This window comes from Pseudomonas sp. R4-84 (genome assembly GCF_054130985.1).
Genome location: NZ_CP096390.1, coordinates 729631 through 746234 on the forward strand (window position 1 = coordinate 729631; position 16604 = coordinate 746234).

Sequence of the window (16604 nt, forward strand, 5' to 3'; positions counted from 1 at the left end):
CATGCCTCAGCCGATCCGCATCAAGGACCACGAAAAAGACGCCCGTCTGGTGCGGGGCCGCGTCGTGTTCGGGGCTATCGCCGTGGTCACGCTGATCGGCGTGCTGATCGCGCGGCTGTATTTCCTCCAGGTCATCCAGTACGAGTATCACTCGACCCTCTCGGAGAGCAACCGCGTCCACGTACAGCCGATTCCGCCGACCCGAGGGCTGATTTTCGACCGCAATGGCGTGGTGGTGGCCGATAACCGGCCCAGCTTCAGCCTGAGCATGACCCGCGAGCGCTCTGGCGACTGGCAAAAAGTCCTCGACGTGATCGTCGAGGTACTGCAGTTGACACCTGAGGACCGGGCGATTTTCGAGAAGCGCATGCGCCAGGGCCGGCGCCCCTTCGAGCCGGTGCCGATCATGTTCGAGCTGACCGAAGAGCAGATCGCGCTGATCGCGGTGAACCAGTTCCGCCTGCCCGGCGTCGAGGTGGTGGCGCAGTTGGTGCGGCATTATCCGCAAGGGCCGCACTTTGCCCACTCGGTCGGCTACATGGGACGGATCAACGAGAAAGAGCTCAAGACCCTCGATCCGGTCAACTACAGCGGCACCCACCATATCGGCAAGACCGGTATCGAGCGTTTCTACGAGGCCGAGCTGCACGGTCAGGTGGGATACGAGGAAGTCGAGACCAACGCCCGAGGCCGGGTGTTGCGGGTGCTCAAGCGCACCGACCCGATTCCTGGCAAGGACATCGTCCTGAGCCTGGACATCAAGTTGCAGGAAGCCGCCGAAGCGGCGCTGGGCGGACGGCGTGGCGCCGTGGTCGCGTTGGACCCCAGCACCGGCGAAGTCCTGGCGATGGTCAGCCAGCCAAGCTTCGACCCGAACCTGTTCGTCACCGGCATCAGCTTCAAGGCCTACGCCGAGCTGCGCGATTCCATCGATCGGCCGCTGTTCAACCGCGTGCTGCGCGGCCTGTATCCGCCGGGGTCGACCATCAAGCCGGCCGTGGCGATCGCCGGGCTGGATGCCGGCGTGGTCACTGCATCGAGCCGGGTCTATGACCCCGGTTATTACCAACTGCCGAACTACGACCACAAGTACCGCAACTGGAACCGCACCGGTGACGGCTACGTGGACCTGGAAACGGCGATCATGCGCTCCAACGATACCTACTTCTATGACCTGGCCCACAAGCTGGGGATCGATCGGTTGTCGTCCTACATGAACAAGTTCGGCCTCGGTCAGAAAGTCTCCCTGGACATGTTCGAAGAATCGCCGGGCCTGATGCCGTCTCGGGAGTGGAAGCGCGCGACACGCCGACAGGCCTGGTTCCCGGGCGAAACCTTGATCCTGGGGATCGGCCAGGGCTACATGCAGGCCACGCCGTTGCAACTGGCCCAGGCCACGGCTCTGGTGGCGAGCAAGGGCAAGTGGTATCGCCCGCACCTGGCCAAGACCATCGAGGGCCAGAAGCCCGTGGATCCGGACCCGGTGCCGGACATCATCCTGCGCAATCCATCGGACTGGCAGAAGGTCAACATCGGCATGCAACAGGTAATGCACGGTGCCCGGGGCACGGCGCGCAAGGCTTCCATCGGTGCGCAATACCGGATCGCCGGCAAGAGCGGGACCGCCCAGGTCGTGGCCATCAAGCAGGGTGAGAAGTACGACCGCTCCAAGGTCCAGGAGCGCCACCGCGACCACGCCTTGTTCGTCGGTTTCGCGCCGGCCGATAACCCGAAGATCGTCGTCTCGGTAATGGTCGAGAACGGTGAGTCCGGTTCTGGTGTCGCCGCGCCGGTGGTGCGCCAGGTCATGGACGCCTGGCTGCTGGATGAGCACGGCCAGCTCAAGCCCGAATTCGCAAGCCCGATCAGCGCGGAGGCTACGGCCCGTGAAGAATAATTTCGACCGCATCCTCTCCAGCGAAGATGTGATGCGCCGTCGCGCCACGTTGCTGCAGCGCATGCACATCGACGGTCCGCTGCTGATCCTGCTGTTGACCCTGGCGGCCGGCAGCCTGTTCGTGCTGTATTCGGCCAGCGGCAAGAATTGGGACCTGCTGGCCAAGCAGGCCACCTCGTTCGGCATCGGCCTGGTGTCGATGATCGTCATCGCCCAACTCGAACCACGCTTCATGGCGCGCTGGGTGCCACTGGCCTATGTGGTCGGCGTGGGGTTGCTGGTGGTGGTGGACATCATGGGTCATAACGCCATGGGCGCCACCCGCTGGATCAACATCCCCGGGGTGATCCGTTTCCAGCCCTCGGAATTTCTCAAGATCATCATGCCGGCGACCATTGCCTGGTACCTGGCCAAGCGCTCGTTGCCGCCGCAACTCAAGCATGTATGTATCAGCCTGTTGCTGATCGGTATCCCGTTCATCCTGATCGTGCGCCAGCCGGACCTGGGCACTTCGCTGCTGATCCTGGCCGGCGGCGCGTTCGTGCTGTTCATGGGCGGGTTGCGCTGGCGCTGGATCCTCAGCGTGATCGCCGCCGCCGTGCCGGTGTCGGTGGCCATGTGGTATTTCGTGATGCACGACTACCAGAAGCAACGCGTCCTGACATTCCTCGACCCGGAAAGCGATCCGCTCGGCACCGGCTGGAACATCATCCAGTCCAAGGCCGCCATCGGTTCCGGTGGGGTGTTCGGCAAGGGTTGGCTGATGGGCACCCAGTCGCACCTGGACTTTTTGCCGGAAAGCCACACCGACTTCATCATTGCCGTGATGGGCGAGGAGTTCGGCCTGGTAGGCATCTGCGTGCTGCTGCTGATCTATCTGCTGCTGATCGGGCGAGGCCTGGTGATCACCGCCCAGGCCCAGACCCTGTTCGGCAAATTGCTTGCTGGCAGCCTGACCATGACTTTTTTTGTTTATGTTTTCGTCAACATCGGTATGGTCAGTGGCCTGTTGCCGGTCGTGGGGGTGCCGTTGCCATTCATTAGCTACGGAGGAACTTCGCTGGTGACGCTACTGTCAGCGTTTGGGGTTTTGATGTCGATTCATACGCATCGCAAATGGATCGCGCAGGTTTGAATAAGGTGAAGAGTTCAATGCAAGCAATGCGTGGCTGGTCGACGCGATATGCGCCGTGGGTCGGCCTGGTCGGCTTACTGGGCTGTGCGCCGCATGCCTTGGCGGGCGAATACGAAGGCTCGCCGCAAGTGGCCGAATTCGTCGGTGAGATGACCCGCGACTACGGTTTTGCCGGCGAGCAGCTGATGGGGGTGTTCCGCGAGGCCGAGCGCAAGCAGTCGATCCTCGATGCGATCTCCCGGCCCGCCGAGCGCGTCAAGCAGTGGAGCGAGTACCGGCCGATGTTCATCACCGAGGCGCGCATTGCCCGGGGCGTGGACTTCTGGCGTCAGCACGAGGCGGCCCTGGCTCGCGCCGAGCAGGAATATGGCGTGCCGGCCCAGGTCATCGTGTCGATCATTGGCGTTGAAACTTTCTTTGGCCGCAACACCGGCAATTTCCGGGTCATCGACGCATTGTCGACCCTGGGCTTCGATTATCCGCCGCGCGCCGAGTTCTTCCGCAAGGAGCTGCGCGAGTTTCTGCTGTTGGCCCGCGAAGAGCAGGTCGATCCGCTGACTCTCAAGGGTTCCTACGCCGGAGCCATGGGCCTGCCGCAATTCATGCCCAGCAGTTTCCGCGCCTACGCGGTGGATTTCGACGGTGATGGCCACATCAATATCTGGACCAACCCGACCGATGCGATCGGTAGCGTTGCCAGTTATTTCAAGCGCCACGGCTGGGAAGCCGGCGAGCCGGTGGTCAGCCGTGCCGACGTGCGCGGCGAGCAGGTTGACGAGGGCTTGACCGAAGGGATCGAGCCGACGAAAACCGTCGGGGAGTTGCGAGCGCTGGGCTGGTCGAGTCATGATGCGCTGCGTGACGATATGTCGGTCACCGCGATGCGCCTGGAAGGCGAGCAGGGCCCTGAATATTGGATGGGCCTGAAGAATTTCTACGCGATTACGCGTTATAACCGCAGCGTGATGTACGCCATGGCTGTATATCAACTGTCTGAAGAGCTGGTCAAAGCACGGGGCGTCAAATAATGCAGGCATTGCCTACCTATCAACCCCTGAAAGCCAGGCCCCTCAAGCTGGTGGCATTGGCGGCGCTGTCGTTACTGGTCGTCAGTTGTTCGACCAGCCGCGCACCCACCCAGAAAAGCCCCAACGTCGTGCGCGCCACCCCAGGCCTGGACATCAACCGGGCCCACAAGGACGGCGCGCCGTGGTGGGACGTGGATGTCTCGCGCATTCCCGACGCGACGCCGACCCTGCACACCGGCCCCTACAAGGCCAACCCGTATACGGTGCTGGGCAAGACCTATTTCCCGATGGCTGAATCCAAGCGCTACGTCGCCTCGGGCACGGCGTCCTGGTACGGCACCAAGTTCCACGGCCAGAACACCGCCAATGGCGAGGTCTACGACCTCTATGGCATGAGCGCGGCCCACAAGACCTTGCCACTGCCCAGTTATGTGCGGGTGACCAACCTGGACAACAACAAGACGGTGATCCTGCGTGTCAACGATCGTGGGCCGTTCTATTCCGATCGCATCATCGACTTGTCGTATGCGGCGGCGAAAAAGCTCGGTTACGCTGAAACTGGCACCGCGCGGGTAAAAGTCGAGGGCATCGATCCGCAGGAATGGTGGGCCCAGCGCGGCCGTCCGGCGCCTTTGATGCTCAACGAGCCAAAAGTAGCGCAGAATGCCGCGCCAACCGTGACGGCTTCCACCGGCACGGTCGAGCAATGGACCCCACCGCCGCAGCAGCATGCGGCGGCCGTGGTGCCCGTGCAGATCGACGCAAAAAAAAACGCTTCTGCAACAGCGTCTGGCCAGTATCTTCAAGTGGGCGCGTTCGCCAACCCGGACGCTGCAGAACTGTTGAGATCGAAGCTGAGCTCGATGGTCAGCGCGCCGGTGTTCATCAGCTCGATCGTGCGCAACCAGCAGACACTGCATCGGGTGCGCCTGGGGCCGATCGGTTCTCCGGGTGAGGTCCAGCAGGTACAGAACAGCGTGCGCCTGGCCAATCTCGGTTCGCCGAGCCTGGTCACCGCTGAATAATTGATTGAGGCCCGCTTGTGGTTTGGGCGGGTCAGGTTGTTGGCTCGATGAATAACAAAAGCCCGGCAAGGGTTGTGAGTGAGCAACTTAAGTGCGCGGCGGCCCGTTAGAAAGCTGCCTGTTTAGTATTGCCTCCGGGCAGTTTCCATTAGCGATTTCGAGAGACGGATGAACATCACCACCTTTGCCAAACGCCTTTGCCTGCTAGTCCCGCTGCTTCTCTCACCGGCCGCGTTCGCGGTCGAGATGATGCCGGCGCCGCCTCAATTGGCCGCCAAATCCTTTGTGCTCATGGATGCCAGCAGCGGCGAGGTGCTGGTGGAGAACAACGGTGACCAGCGCCTGCCACCGGCCAGTCTGACCAAGCTGATGACGGCCTACATCGCCACGCTGGAAATCCGTCGTGGCCAGATCGGTGAAAACGATCCGGTGACCGTCAGCGAGAACGCCTGGCGCACCGGCGGTTCGCGGATGTTCATCAAGGTCGGTTCGCAAGTGACCGTCAGCGACCTGCTGCACGGGATCATCATCCAGTCCGGCAACGACGCCAGCGTCGCCCTGGCCGAGCACATCGCCGGCAGCGAAGACGCATTCGCCGACATGATGAACAAGACCGTGGCTGACCTGGGCATGACCAACAGTCACTTCATGAACCCGACCGGTCTGCCGAACCCGGAGCATTATTCGTCGGCTCACGACATGGCGATCCTGGCGCGGGCCATCATTCATGAAGACCCGGCGCACTACGCCATCTATTCCCAGAAAGAGTTCTTCTGGAATGGCATCAAGCAGCCCAACCGCAACCTGCTGCTGTGGCGCGACAAGACTGTCGACGGTCTGAAGACCGGCCACACCGAGGAGGCGGGTTACTGCATGGTGTCGTCGGCCGTTCGTGACGGCATGCGCCTGATCGCCGTGGTGTTCGGTACCAACAGCGAAGTGGCCCGCGCCGCTGAGACCCAGAAGCTGCTGACCTACGGTTTCCGCTTCTTCGAAACCCAGACCTTCTACCAGAAGGGCACCGAACTGGCCCAGGCCCAGGTCTGGAAAGGCGCCACCAACCAGGTCAAGGCCGGCCTGGCCCAGGACCTGACCATGACCTTGCCTAAAGGCCAGCTCAAGAAGCTCGCCGCCAGCATGACCATGAACCCGCAACTGACCGCGCCGATCGCCAAGGGTGACGTCATCGGCAAGGTCGAAGTCAAACTGGACGACAAAGTGGTGCACAGCGCCGACCTGATCGCGCTGGATGCGGTCGAGGAAGGTGGTATTTTCCGCCGCATGTGGGATAGCATCCGTCTATTCTTCTACGGCTTGTTCAACTGATTTCAAGTGTTGACCTGCATGGCCCCGTTCCTTTCCGGCACGGGGCCATGTTCGTTACCACGGCTTGCGAGGCCGTTACGCCATGACAGACTCCGAAGTAAAGGCGCCAAAGATCGAGTTTCCTTGCGAGGACTACCCGATCAAAGTAATCGGCGACACCGGTGTGGGCTTCAAGGACAAGATCGTCGCGATCCTTGAGAAGCACGCCACCGTTGACCTCAAGACCCTGGCCGAGCGCCAGAGTACCAACGGCAAGTACACGACAATCCAGCTGCATATCATTGCCACCGGCCAGGAACAGCTCTACGACATCAACAGCGAGCTGCGAGCGACCGGTTTCGTGCACATGGTGTTGTGATGCCGGGCACGCTGGGCTTTCGCGAGCTGGGCACGATGGCTTACGAGCCGGTCTGGCATGCCATGCAACGCTTCACGAACGAACGCGGTACCACCGCCGACGATGAAGTCTGGCTGGTCGAGCACCCACCGGTGTTCACCCAGGGCCAGGCGGGCAAGGCCGAGCACTTGTTGTTGCCAGGCGACATCCCGGTGGTGAAGGTCGACCGGGGCGGGCAGGTGACTTACCATGGGCCCGGCCAACTGGTCGCCTATCTGTTGCTGGATGTGCGCAAGCTGGGATTCGGTGTACGCGAGCTGGTCACCCGCATGGAAACGTGCCTGATCGATTTGCTCGCCAGCTACGGCGTAAGCGCGGCGGCAAAGCCCGATGCGCCGGGCGTGTACGTCGACGGGGCGAAGATCGCCTCTCTTGGGCTGCGGATCCGCCATGGCTGTTCGTTTCACGGCCTGGCGTTGAACGTGGACATGAATCTTGAGCCGTTTCGACGGATTAATCCCTGTGGCTACGCAGGGCTGGCGATGACCCAGCTGCGCGATCACACAGGATCGATTGAATTTGCCGAGGTAAGTGCCCGGCTGCGCGCGCAGCTCGTCAAACACCTCGACTATGCTGAGCAGACGACCCTCACGGGCGGAATCGACTGATATGACTACTGATGCAGTGCAAACCATGATCCCGACGCTGGACGTCACCGAGCGTCCGGCCCCGCGTGCCAAGGTAGAGGCCGGCGTCAAGCTGCGCGGCGCCGAGAAGGTTGCACGCATCCCGGTCAAGATCATCCCGACCACCGAATTGCCGAAAAAGCCCGACTGGATCCGCGTGCGCATCCCGGTCTCTCCGGAAGTCGACCGCATCAAGGCGCTGCTGCGCAAGCACAAGCTGCACAGCGTCTGCGAAGAAGCCTCCTGCCCGAACCTGGGCGAATGCTTCTCCGGCGGCACCGCGACGTTCATGATCATGGGCGACATCTGCACCCGTCGCTGCCCGTTCTGTGACGTCGGCCACGGCCGTCCGAAGCCATTGGACACCAACGAGCCGGAAAGCCTGGCCATCGCCATCGCTGACCTGAAGCTCAAGTACGTGGTCATCACCTCGGTGGACCGCGACGACCTGCGTGACGGCGGTGCCCAGCACTTTGCCGACTGCATCCGCGAAATCCGCAAGCTGTCGCCGAACGTCCAACTGGAAACCCTGGTGCCGGACTACCGCGGCCGCATGGACATCGCCCTGGAAATCACCGCCGCCGAGCCGCCGGATGTGTTCAACCACAACCTGGAAACCGTGCCGCGCCTGTACAAGGCCGCGCGTCCGGGTTCGGATTACCAGTGGTCGTTGACCCTGCTGCAACGCTTCAAGCAAATGATGCCGCATATTCCGACCAAGTCCGGCTTGATGCTGGGCCTGGGTGAGACCGATGAGGAAGTCATCGAAGTCATGAAGCGCATGCGTGAGCATGACATCGACATGTTGACCTTGGGGCAGTACCTGCAACCTTCGCGCAGCCACTTGCCGGTGCAGCGTTTTGTGCACCCGGATACCTTTGCCTGGTTTGCTGAGGAGGGGTACAAGATGGGCTTCAAGAATGTGGCTTCGGGGCCTTTGGTGCGTTCTTCGTATCATGCTGATGAGCAGGCCAAATTGGTCAAGGCTGAGCTTCTGGGGTCCTGATCTTTTAGCTTTGGGTGGTGTGTAGATCCGTTATTGTGTGATGGCGGCTTATGGTTCCGCCCTTACGGCGGGTTACTTTTTACGCCAAAAAAGTAACCAAAAAGGCTTTGCCCCACCACTCGGTGCCTCGCCTAGGCTCGGCATGCCTGAACGAAGGCATCGCTCCGTGGGCCGCCGCGAAGGGCCATCCATGGCCCAGCGCGGCTAACCCGGCATCCATGCCGGGTTACCCACTGCGCAATACCTTCGTTCAGCCATCGTGGTTAACGGGGCGTTTCAGATCAAAAGCAAAAGCAAAAGCAAAAGCAAAAGCGAGGCGGCCTTTAGGCCGACCTGTTTTTTGGTGAGCGCGTTTCTTCTGTGGGGGGCTTGCTTGCGATAGCGATGTGTCAGTTTGCGGTTATGCCGAATGTGCCGGCCTCATCGCGAGCAAGCTCGCTCCCACAGGAGTTTGCGGCGCATATGAATTTTGTGTCGCTCTTGCTTTGGATCTTGATCTTGATCTTGATCTTGATCTTGGCGCCCCGTTAAACCACGCTGGCCGAACGCAGGCATTGCGCAGTGGGTATCCCGGCATGGATGCCGGGATAGCCGCGCTGGGCCATGGATGGCCCTTCGCGGCGGGCCCACGGAGCAATGCCGGAGTGAGGGTACGCCGAGCCTAGGCGAGGTGCCGAGTGGTGGGGCGGAGCGTTTTTGGTTACTTTTGGCGCTCTTTCCAAAAGTGACCCGCTGTAAGAGCGGAACCATAAGCCGCCGTTACCGCAGAAACGGATATTCACACGATCTAAAAATCGGAAAACCCATGGTCCACACCCTAACCCCACATCACCCCGTCCCAGCCCTCCCACCCGAAGGCTTGATCGGCGTGATCGCCCCCGCCGGCCCCGCCCCCCTGGACACGGAGAAAGCAATCCAATGGATGCGCGCAAGGGGCCATGAACTGCGCATCTTCCCAGGCGTCTACGAAACGAACGGCTACCTCGCCGGCAGCGACGAAACACGCCTCAACGACCTCCACGCCGCCTTCGCCGATCCAGAAGTCAAAGCCATCATCTGCCTGCGCGGCGGCTACGGCACCCCGCGTCTACTCGATCGCATCGACTTCAACCTCTTGAAAAGCAACCCCAAGCCATTCGTAGGCTACAGCGACATCACAGCCCTGCACCTGGCCATCAGCCGCTACGCAGGCTTCGTCACCTTCCACGGCCCCTTGCTCAATGCCGACCTGCTGGGCGACAAGGAGCCATCGACCATTACCTCATTCTTCAGCCTGCTACGCGGGCAATTGAAGGCCGGTGACGTGTTGAGCCACCCGGCAGCGTATCCGTTGACCACAGTCGAACCGGGCATCGCCCACGGCCGCTTGCTGGGGGGCAATCTGTCGATGATTGCCGCGACCATGGGCACGCCCTACGAAATCGACGCAGAAGGGGTGATCCTGCTGGTGGAGGACGTCAACGAGCCGCTTTACCGCATCGATCGCCTGCTCACCCAGCTGCGATTGGCGGGAACCCTGGCCAAATTGCGAGGAGTGCTGTTGGGAGACGTGGCGGGGGTGGACATCGAGGCGTTGAATCGCTTGTTCAAGCAGACCTTCGCGCCGTTGCGCATCCCGGTGTTGTCGGGTTGGCGCAGCGGGCACTGTGATCCGAACCTGACGTTGCCCATGGGGGCGTTGGTGACGCTGGATGCGGGGGAGAAGAGGCTGGTGTTGGGGCAGGATGTGGTGGTCAGCCGCTAGTTATTCAGCGTTTGCAAATCAGTCATCGCGAGCAGGATCGCTCCCACAGGCTTTCCGAAGACCTTGTGGGAGCGAGCCTGCTCGCGATGGCGATACTCCGCCATAAGCGGCTTTAACGGTTACGCAACGCCTCCAGCAATTTGTGCGTCGGATACCCATCCGCCGGCCAGCCAAGCGACTGCTGGGCGCTGCGGATCGCCTTGCGGGTATTGGCGCCGATGATGCCGTCGGGATTGCCAGCGTCGTAATTATGTTTGCCCAGCAGGGTCTGCAATTCGATGCGTTCGCTGCGGCTCAGGGGCAAGTCGTCCTTTGGCCATGAGCCGTCAATCAGCCCTGCGCCGCTGAAACGCTCCGACAGCAGGCTGACCGCCAATGCATAGGACGACGAGTTGTTGTATTTGAGAATTGCACGGAAGTTATCGAGCACCAGGAACGCCGGGCCGCGATAGCCCGCGGGCAACAGCAGGGCTGCCGACAAATGTTCGGAGCCGGCCGGCGGCTGGGCGCCGTTGGGCAGGCTTACACCCAGTTGCAGCCACTCGGCGACGGGCTTGCGGATCAAGCCGTCGGCCAGCGGATAGTCGAAGCCTTCCTTCAGCCGCACCTCGAACCCCCACGGCTGGCCGCGCTGCCATCCGGAGCTTTGCAAGTAATGCGCGGTCGAGGCCAGGGCGTCGGTAGAGCTGCCCCAGATGTCCCGGCGGCCGTCGCCGTCGAAGTCCACCGCATGGGTGTTGTAGGTGGTTGGAATGAACTGGGTCTGGCCCATGGCGCCGGCCCAGGAGCCGAGCATTTTTTCTGGCGTGATATCGCCCTGTTGCAGGATCTGCAGCGCGGCGATCAGTTGTGCGTGGGCAAAACCTGGGCGTCTTCCTTCATAGGCCAGGGTCGCCAAGGAGTTGATGACCGACTTGGTGCCCTGGAACTGGCCGAAATTGCTCTCCATGCCCCACACCGCCACCAACGCCGCGCGATCGACGCCATAGCGTTGCTCGATGCTTTGCAGGATATCGGCGTGCTGCTGGACCAACGCCTGGCCCTTGCGTACCCGCAGAGGTGACAACGCTCCGTCGAGGTATTCCCACACCGGCCGGGTGAATTCAGGTTGGCTGCGATCGGCCTTGATCACGCTCATGTCCGGACTGACGCCGATGAAGGCGCGGTCGAACAGGTCGGCTCGAATCCCGGCGGCCAATGCCTGCTTGCGGAACCCGGCTTGCCATTCGGCAAAGGTCTGGGTGGGCACGATGGCCAGGTCGTCCCCGGTAGGCACGACAGGCGGCACGATAGCCGGCGCTGTCACGACGGGAGCGGTCTGGAGCGGTTGGGCGTCGGCGGCGGTGGGTTTCTCTGCACAGGCCACCAGCAGGACAACGCTTGTGGCGGCAATCAATTGGCGCAAAGGCCAACCACGGGGAAGACAGAAGGGCATTCAGGGGTCCAGAAAATCAAATCAGGTGCTGACCTTAACATGCGAAAGGGCTGTAGGGCTTGTCCAGGTGTTTCATGCCGCCAGAAAGCAAGAAGCCTCCCAGTTGTCAGACTGGAAGGCTTCGCGGCGGTAGCTGCCTTTGCCCTTGGCGGGTCGTTCCTGGCGGCTGCGGAACAGAGGTTGGGCGACGATGGACTTGGCTTTGTTGGGGCCATGCCTGGATGGCTTTTTGCTCATGATTGGATCTCTCGTGGGGTGGTTTTGCGGGGGGAAATCATGGGACAGGACTGGGGTTTTGTCCAGTCCCTGCATTGCGTAGGAAATTTCAAGATGGCGAGGGGGTTGTGGCTCCCTCGTCAGAAAATCATGCTTGACACAAAAAGTCTGTTGCTTGGAAAAGAGGTTTATTCCGCGGGTAAAGGGAGTCGTTGTCCGGCCATCAACAACGACAACCGACTGAGGCTCATCCACGGCGAGCCGGCGGCCTGGCCCTTGATCTGCGCGTCGATGCGCTGGGCCTCGAGCAGCAATTGGGCCCAGCGTGACGCGGAATAGCGTTGCAGCGCCTTGCTCATCAGCGGTTTGCGCTTGTCCCACACTGGCGGGCGAGCCTGACTGAAGGCCTTGTCCAGGGGCACCCCCTGGCTGTATTGCAGCGACAGGTTGGCCAGCAGCCGCAGCTCCCGGGCCAGGGCCCAGAGGATCACCGGAGGTTCGACGCCTTCGCCTCGCAGGCCTTCGAGCATGCGCAAGGCATGAGCGGCTTCGCCGTTGAGGATTGCGTCGGTCAGCCCGAAGACATCGAAGCGGGCGCTGTCAGCCACGGCGGCCTGCACCGTTTCCACGGTGATCTGGCCGCCCTCGGCCATCAGCTTGAGCTTTTCGACTTCCTGGGCGGCGGCCAACAGGTTGCCTTCGACCCGGGCGGCAATCAGTTCAACCGCGTCCTGGCTGGCCGATAGACCGGCCTGGGACAGGCGTTGGCGGATCCAGTTCGGCAGCTGGCTGGCATCCACCGGCCAGATCTGCACGAACTGGGTCTGTGGACCTTCGACCAGCGCCTTGCCCCATTTGGTTTTCTGCGCGCTGCCATCGAGTTTCGGCAGGCTGATGAGCAGCACCGTGTCTTCGGCCGGTCGCGAGCAATATTCGATCAGCGCGGCGGCGCCTTTGTCACCGGGTTTGCCCGAGGGCAAGCGCAGTTCCAGCAGGCGTTTTTCGGCAAACAGCGACATGCTCGCCCCTGCCAGCAGCAGCGTGCCCCAGTCGAAACTGGCGTCGGCCGCGAACACCTGGCGTTCGTCGAAGCCTTGTTGGCGAGCGGCGGAGCGGATGGCGTCGGCGGCTTCCTGGCACAGCAGCGGGTCATCGCCGCTGATGATGTAGACCGGCGCGAGGGCGCCTTGCAGGTGTTTGCCGAGTTGGGCGGGGGCCAGTTTCATAAACGCTGTTCAGGAGAGAAGGCGAGCGGGGCGCCGAGGCGCCCCGCAAGGCTTATGGAGCAGGAATTTGCATAGGCGATTGTTGCGGGGTTTCCGCTTCCGCCTTGCGTGCTGCTTCCAGCGCTTCGGCTTCGGCCTTGGCCTTGGCGTCGGCGGTTTGTTGCAGTTGCTCCAACTGGGCCGGGCTCAGTTGTTGCAGGCGCAGCATCATCCGCTGTACCAGGTCGCGACGCATTTCTTCGCGTACTTCGCTGGACTCCTGGTCGGAGCCGGTGATGTTGTTGCCGTCATGCAGGTAGACCTTCTGTACTTGCAGCTTGTCGTCCAGCAGCACCAGGTTGTTTTGCCCGCGGATTTCATAGTTCAGCACGTTGTTGAGCTCGTATTCGGCCGAGCGACCGGCGCCGGCATAGCTCAGGCTGCGCTGGCTTTGCTGTTCGCGGGTCAATACCAGCTTGTACGGCGCACCGCTGTAGACTTTCACGCCGCTGTCTTCCAGCGTGTCGCGCAACGCTTTTACGGTATCGCCATAGGCGTCGCGCGCGCTGAGGTCCAGTTCGGTGATGGCCAGTTCGGTGGTGCCGGTGCCGCGCAGCTGGAAGCCGCAGGCGCTCAACAGGACCGCCAGGCCCATAACCAGCAGATTACGTTTGATCATCTTGTTGCTCCCCTTGAAACCCATGGGCCGAGCGTGCGGCCCCGCAGGTCAAATTCGGCGCCGGGCCCTTGGCCCGGACGCCCGATCCAATTAGCTTGCGACGATGTTGACCAGTTTGCCGGGCACGACGATCACTTTGCGGATTGTCAGGCCATCGACGAAGCGCAGCACGTTTTCGTTGGCCCGCGCGGCGGCTTCGACTTCTTCGCGCGTGGCGGCGGCCGGCATTTCGATCTGGCCCCGCAGCTTGCCGTTGACCTGGATGACCAGGGTCAGGCTGTCCTGCACCAGCGCACTTTCGTCCACCAGCGGCCAGCGGGCGTCGATCACCGGGTCAGCGTGACCCAGGCGATTCCACAACTCGTGGCTGATGTGCGGGGTGATCGGCGCCAGCAGCAGCGTCACTGCTTCCAGGCCTTCGTGAATCAGTGCGCGATCCTGCTCGGTGCCTTGGGCGGCTTTTTCCAGTACGTTCATCAGCGTCATCACCTGGGCGATGGCGGTGTTGAATTTGTGGTTCTGGCCGACGTCGTGGCTGGCCTGCTTGATCGCCAGGTGGATCGAACGACGGACGGCTTTCTGGTCATCGTTCAGGCTGGCGACGTCCAGTTTGCCCGGCAGGCCCTGGGTGACGTGGGCCTGGGCCAGGCGCCAGACGCGCTTGAGGAAGCGGTGCGAGCCCTCGACGCCGGAGTCGGACCATTCGGCGCTCATGTCCGGTGGCGAGGCGAACATCATGAACAGGCGGCAGGTGTCCGCGCCGAACTGGTCGATCATCGACTGAGGGTCGACGCCGTTGTTCTTCGACTTGGCCATTTTCTCGGTGCCGCCGATTTCCACCGGCAGGCCGTCGGCGATCAGCTTGGCGCTGATGACCTTGGCCTTGCTGTCGCGTTCGAGTTCGACGTCGCTCGGGTTGAACCACGTGTAGGCACCGTTGGCTTCGCGACGATAGTACGTCTCGGCGATCACCATGCCCTGGGTCAGCAGGTTCTTGAACGGCTCGTTTGAGCTCACCAGGCCTTCGTCACGCATCAGCTTGTGGAAGAAGCGCGCGTAAAGCAGGTGAAGAATGGCGTGTTCGATGCCGCCGATGTATTGATCCACCGGCAACCAGTGGTCAGCCGCGGATTTTTCCACCAGGCCGCCTTCAAAGTGCGGCGAGGCGTAGCGGGCGTAGTACCACGAGGACTCGACGAAGGTGTCCATGGTGTCGGTTTCACGCTTGGCCGGTGCGCCGCATTTCGGGCAGCTGCACTCGTAGAACTCGGGCATGCGCGCCAGGGGCGAACCGGCGCCGTCGGGTACGACGTCTTCCGGCAGGACCACCGGCAGCTGATCTTCCGGCACCGGTACGTCACCGCAGGTGTCGCAATGCACGATCGGGATCGGGCAACCCCAGTAGCGCTGGCGGCTGATGCCCCAGTCGCGCAGGCGGAACTGGGTGCGCGAGGCACCGAGGTTCTTCTTGATCAGGGCCACTTCGATGGCATCGAAGGCGCCAGCGAAATCCAGGCCGTCGAACTCACCGGAATTGATCAGCTCGCCGTGTTCGCCGTAGGCGTCCTGCCAAGGCGCTGGTGTCTGGTCGCCGGCGCTGGTGCGCACGACTGGCTTGACCGGCAGGTTGTATTTGTGGGCGAACTCGAAATCACGCTCGTCGTGGGCGGGCACCGCCATGACCGCGCCGTCGCCGTAGTGCATCAGCACGTAGTTGGCGACCCACACCGGCAGTTTCTCGCCGGTGAGCGGGTGCTCGACGAACAACGAAGTCGGCAGGCCTTTCTTCTCTTGGGTGGCGACGTCGGCTTCGGCGACGCTGCCGCCTTTGCATTCGGCGATGAACGCCTGCAGCTCGGGGTTGTTCTGCGCTGCCAGAGTCGCCAGCGGATGCTCGGCGGCCACGGCCACGTAAGTGGCGCCCATCAGGGTGTCCGGACGGGTGGTGAAGACCTTCAGGGTGCCGGCTTCGCCAATGGAGGCGACGTCGTAGGGGAACTGCACTTCCATGCCCCGGGACTTGCCGATCCAGTTGCGCTGCATGGTCTTGACCTGCTCGGGCCAGCCGGTCAGCTCGTCGAGGCTCTCCAGGAGTTCATCCGCGTAGGCGGTGATCTTGAAGTAGTACATCGGGATCTCGCGCTTTTCGATCAGCGCGCCGGAGCGCCAGCCGCGACCGTCGATCACTTGCTCGTTGGCCAGTACGGTCTGGTCCACCGGGTCCCAGTTCACGGTGCCGTTCTTGCGGTAGATCACGCCTTTCTCGAACAGGCGGGTGAACAGCCATTGTTCCCAGCGATAGTAGTCGGGCTTGCAGGTGGTCACTTCGCGGGACCAGTCCACCGCCAGGCCCAGGCTGCGCAGCTGGGTCTTCATGTACGCGATGTTTTCGTAGGTCCACTTGGCGGGGGCGACGTTGTTCTTCATCGCGGCGTTTTCCGCCGGCATGCCGAAGGCGTCCCAACCCATGGGTTGCAGGACGTTCTTGCCTTGCATGCGCTGGTAGCGGGAGATCACGTCGCCGATGGTGTAGTTGCGCACGTGCCCCATGTGTAGCTTGCCGCTGGGGTAAGGGAACATCGACAGGCAGTAGTACGTCTCCTTGCCTGGCTGTTCACTGACTTCAAAGGACTTTTGCTCGTCCCAGAACGACTGGGCGGCGGCTTCGATTTCACGGGGCTGGTAGTGTTCGTGCATGGCTACTTTTGTACTGAATGGGGTGGCCCAATCCTCTTCATTGCCATGCTGGACGCAGATGACGCCGAATGCGGCGTTTTCGATGCCCAGCCAAGCTGGAAGTGGAGTTACAGGAAGCGCCGTAGCATACATGACCGCGCTCCGCCGAGGGAAACCCTGATTGCTGCTCAACCATTGCCGAACCTTTT

General features: G+C 62.0%; 14 protein-coding genes. 9 read left to right on the plus strand and 5 right to left on the minus strand.

Annotation, left to right across the window (positions count from 1 at the left end; translation table 11 throughout):
- The first annotated feature begins 1 nt into the window (after position 1).
- The 9 genes from mrdA to M1D68_RS03420 all read left to right on the plus strand — a co-directional run bounded on the left by mrdA (position 2) and on the right by M1D68_RS03420 (position 10184).
- Entirely contained in the window at positions 2-1897 is a 1896-nt protein-coding gene (gene mrdA / locus M1D68_RS03380) for a penicillin-binding protein 2 (RefSeq protein WP_420767335.1), read from the plus strand.
- A gap of 31 nt (positions 1898-1928) precedes the next feature.
- On the plus strand, positions 1929-3032 hold the full coding sequence (gene rodA / locus M1D68_RS03385) for a rod shape-determining protein RodA (protein WP_045157031.1): 1104 nt from the start codon (positions 1929-1931) through the stop codon (positions 3030-3032).
- 17 nt (positions 3033-3049) lie between these two features.
- A complete protein-coding gene (gene mltB / locus M1D68_RS03390; protein WP_420767334.1) occupies positions 3050-4060 on the plus strand; it encodes a lytic murein transglycosylase B in 1011 nt (336 codons plus the stop codon).
- Positions 4060-5085: a septal ring lytic transglycosylase RlpA family protein gene (locus M1D68_RS03395; RefSeq protein WP_434562130.1), complete on the plus strand. Its 1026-nt coding sequence runs from the start codon at positions 4060-4062 to the stop codon at positions 5083-5085. Before mltB ends, M1D68_RS03395 begins: the two co-directional genes overlap by 1 nt.
- 168 nt (positions 5086-5253) lie before the next feature.
- A complete protein-coding gene (locus M1D68_RS03400; protein ID WP_420767332.1) occupies positions 5254-6411 on the plus strand; it encodes a D-alanyl-D-alanine carboxypeptidase family protein in 1158 nt (385 codons plus the stop codon).
- Between the two features lie 82 nt (positions 6412-6493).
- Entirely contained in the window at positions 6494-6769 is a 276-nt protein-coding gene (locus M1D68_RS03405) for a DUF493 domain-containing protein (protein WP_420767331.1), read from the plus strand.
- Positions 6769-7416 carry a lipoyl(octanoyl) transferase LipB gene (gene lipB / locus M1D68_RS03410; protein ID WP_434562132.1) on the plus strand — a complete coding sequence of 216 codons (648 nt, stop codon included), beginning with the start codon at positions 6769-6771 and terminating at the stop codon, positions 7414-7416. Before M1D68_RS03405 ends, lipB begins: the two co-directional genes overlap by 1 nt.
- A 1-nt stretch (position 7417) precedes the next feature.
- The gene (lipA, locus tag M1D68_RS03415) at positions 7418-8440 is read left to right on the plus strand and encodes a lipoyl synthase (RefSeq protein ID WP_014340371.1); all 1023 of its coding nucleotides are present in this window, start codon (positions 7418-7420) and stop codon (positions 8438-8440) included.
- 805 nt (positions 8441-9245) lie between these two features.
- A complete protein-coding gene (locus M1D68_RS03420) occupies positions 9246-10184 on the plus strand; it encodes a S66 peptidase family protein (protein ID WP_457969282.1) in 939 nt (312 codons plus the stop codon).
- Positions 10185-10296: 112 nt separating this feature from the next.
- Here the strand turns inward: M1D68_RS03420 and M1D68_RS03425 are convergent, their stop codons facing one another.
- The 5 genes from M1D68_RS03425 to leuS all read right to left on the minus strand — a co-directional run bounded on the left by M1D68_RS03425 (position 10297) and on the right by leuS (position 16416).
- Positions 10297-11619 carry a lytic murein transglycosylase gene (locus M1D68_RS03425; RefSeq protein ID WP_420767328.1) on the minus strand — a complete coding sequence of 441 codons (1323 nt, stop codon included), beginning with the start codon at positions 11617-11619 and terminating at the stop codon, positions 10297-10299.
- Between the two features lie 72 nt (positions 11620-11691).
- Complete coding sequence (arfA, locus tag M1D68_RS03430; protein ID WP_030140368.1) at positions 11692-11856, minus strand: alternative ribosome rescue factor ArfA; 165 nt, start codon at positions 11854-11856, stop codon at positions 11692-11694.
- Between the two features lie 167 nt (positions 11857-12023).
- Complete coding sequence (gene holA, locus M1D68_RS03435) at positions 12024-13061, minus strand: DNA polymerase III subunit delta (RefSeq protein ID WP_420767327.1); 1038 nt, start codon at positions 13059-13061, stop codon at positions 12024-12026.
- 52 nt (positions 13062-13113) lie between these two features.
- Entirely contained in the window at positions 13114-13719 is a 606-nt protein-coding gene (locus M1D68_RS03440; RefSeq protein WP_420767326.1) for an LPS-assembly lipoprotein LptE, read from the minus strand.
- A 90-nt stretch (positions 13720-13809) separates the two neighbouring features.
- Positions 13810-16416, minus strand: coding sequence for a leucine--tRNA ligase (leuS, locus tag M1D68_RS03445; protein WP_434701242.1), 2607 nt, complete (start codon positions 16414-16416; stop codon positions 13810-13812).
- Positions 16417-16604: the final 188 nt, after the last annotated feature.

What these genes read in the sequence shown, in the direction of transcription:
- mrdA (WP_420767335.1), top strand. Translation starts at nt 2, where the DNA reads ATGCCTCAGCCGATCCGCATCAAGGACCACGAAAAAGACGCCCGTCTG.
- rodA (WP_045157031.1), top strand. Translation starts at nt 1,929, where the DNA reads ATGCGCCGTCGCGCCACGTTGCTGCAGCGCATGCACATCGACGGTCCG.
- mltB (WP_420767334.1), top strand. Translation starts at nt 3,050, where the DNA reads ATGCAAGCAATGCGTGGCTGGTCGACGCGATATGCGCCGTGGGTCGGC.
- M1D68_RS03395 (WP_434562130.1), top strand. Translation starts at nt 4,060, where the DNA reads ATGCAGGCATTGCCTACCTATCAACCCCTGAAAGCCAGGCCCCTCAAG.
- M1D68_RS03400 (WP_420767332.1), top strand. Translation starts at nt 5,254, where the DNA reads ATGAACATCACCACCTTTGCCAAACGCCTTTGCCTGCTAGTCCCGCTG.
- M1D68_RS03405 (WP_420767331.1), top strand. Translation starts at nt 6,494, where the DNA reads ATGACAGACTCCGAAGTAAAGGCGCCAAAGATCGAGTTTCCTTGCGAG.
- lipB (WP_434562132.1), top strand. Translation starts at nt 6,769, where the DNA reads ATGCCGGGCACGCTGGGCTTTCGCGAGCTGGGCACGATGGCTTACGAG.
- lipA (WP_014340371.1), top strand. Translation starts at nt 7,418, where the DNA reads ATGACTACTGATGCAGTGCAAACCATGATCCCGACGCTGGACGTCACC.
- M1D68_RS03420 (WP_457969282.1), top strand. Translation starts at nt 9,246, where the DNA reads ATGGTCCACACCCTAACCCCACATCACCCCGTCCCAGCCCTCCCACCC.
- M1D68_RS03425 (WP_420767328.1), bottom strand. Translation starts at nt 11,619, where the DNA reads ATGCCCTTCTGTCTTCCCCGTGGTTGGCCTTTGCGCCAATTGATTGCC.
- arfA (WP_030140368.1), bottom strand. Translation starts at nt 11,856, where the DNA reads ATGAGCAAAAAGCCATCCAGGCATGGCCCCAACAAAGCCAAGTCCATC.
- holA (WP_420767327.1), bottom strand. Translation starts at nt 13,061, where the DNA reads ATGAAACTGGCCCCCGCCCAACTCGGCAAACACCTGCAAGGCGCCCTC.
- M1D68_RS03440 (WP_420767326.1), bottom strand. Translation starts at nt 13,719, where the DNA reads ATGATCAAACGTAATCTGCTGGTTATGGGCCTGGCGGTCCTGTTGAGC.
- leuS (WP_434701242.1), bottom strand. Translation starts at nt 16,416, where the DNA reads ATGCACGAACACTACCAGCCCCGTGAAATCGAAGCCGCCGCCCAGTCG.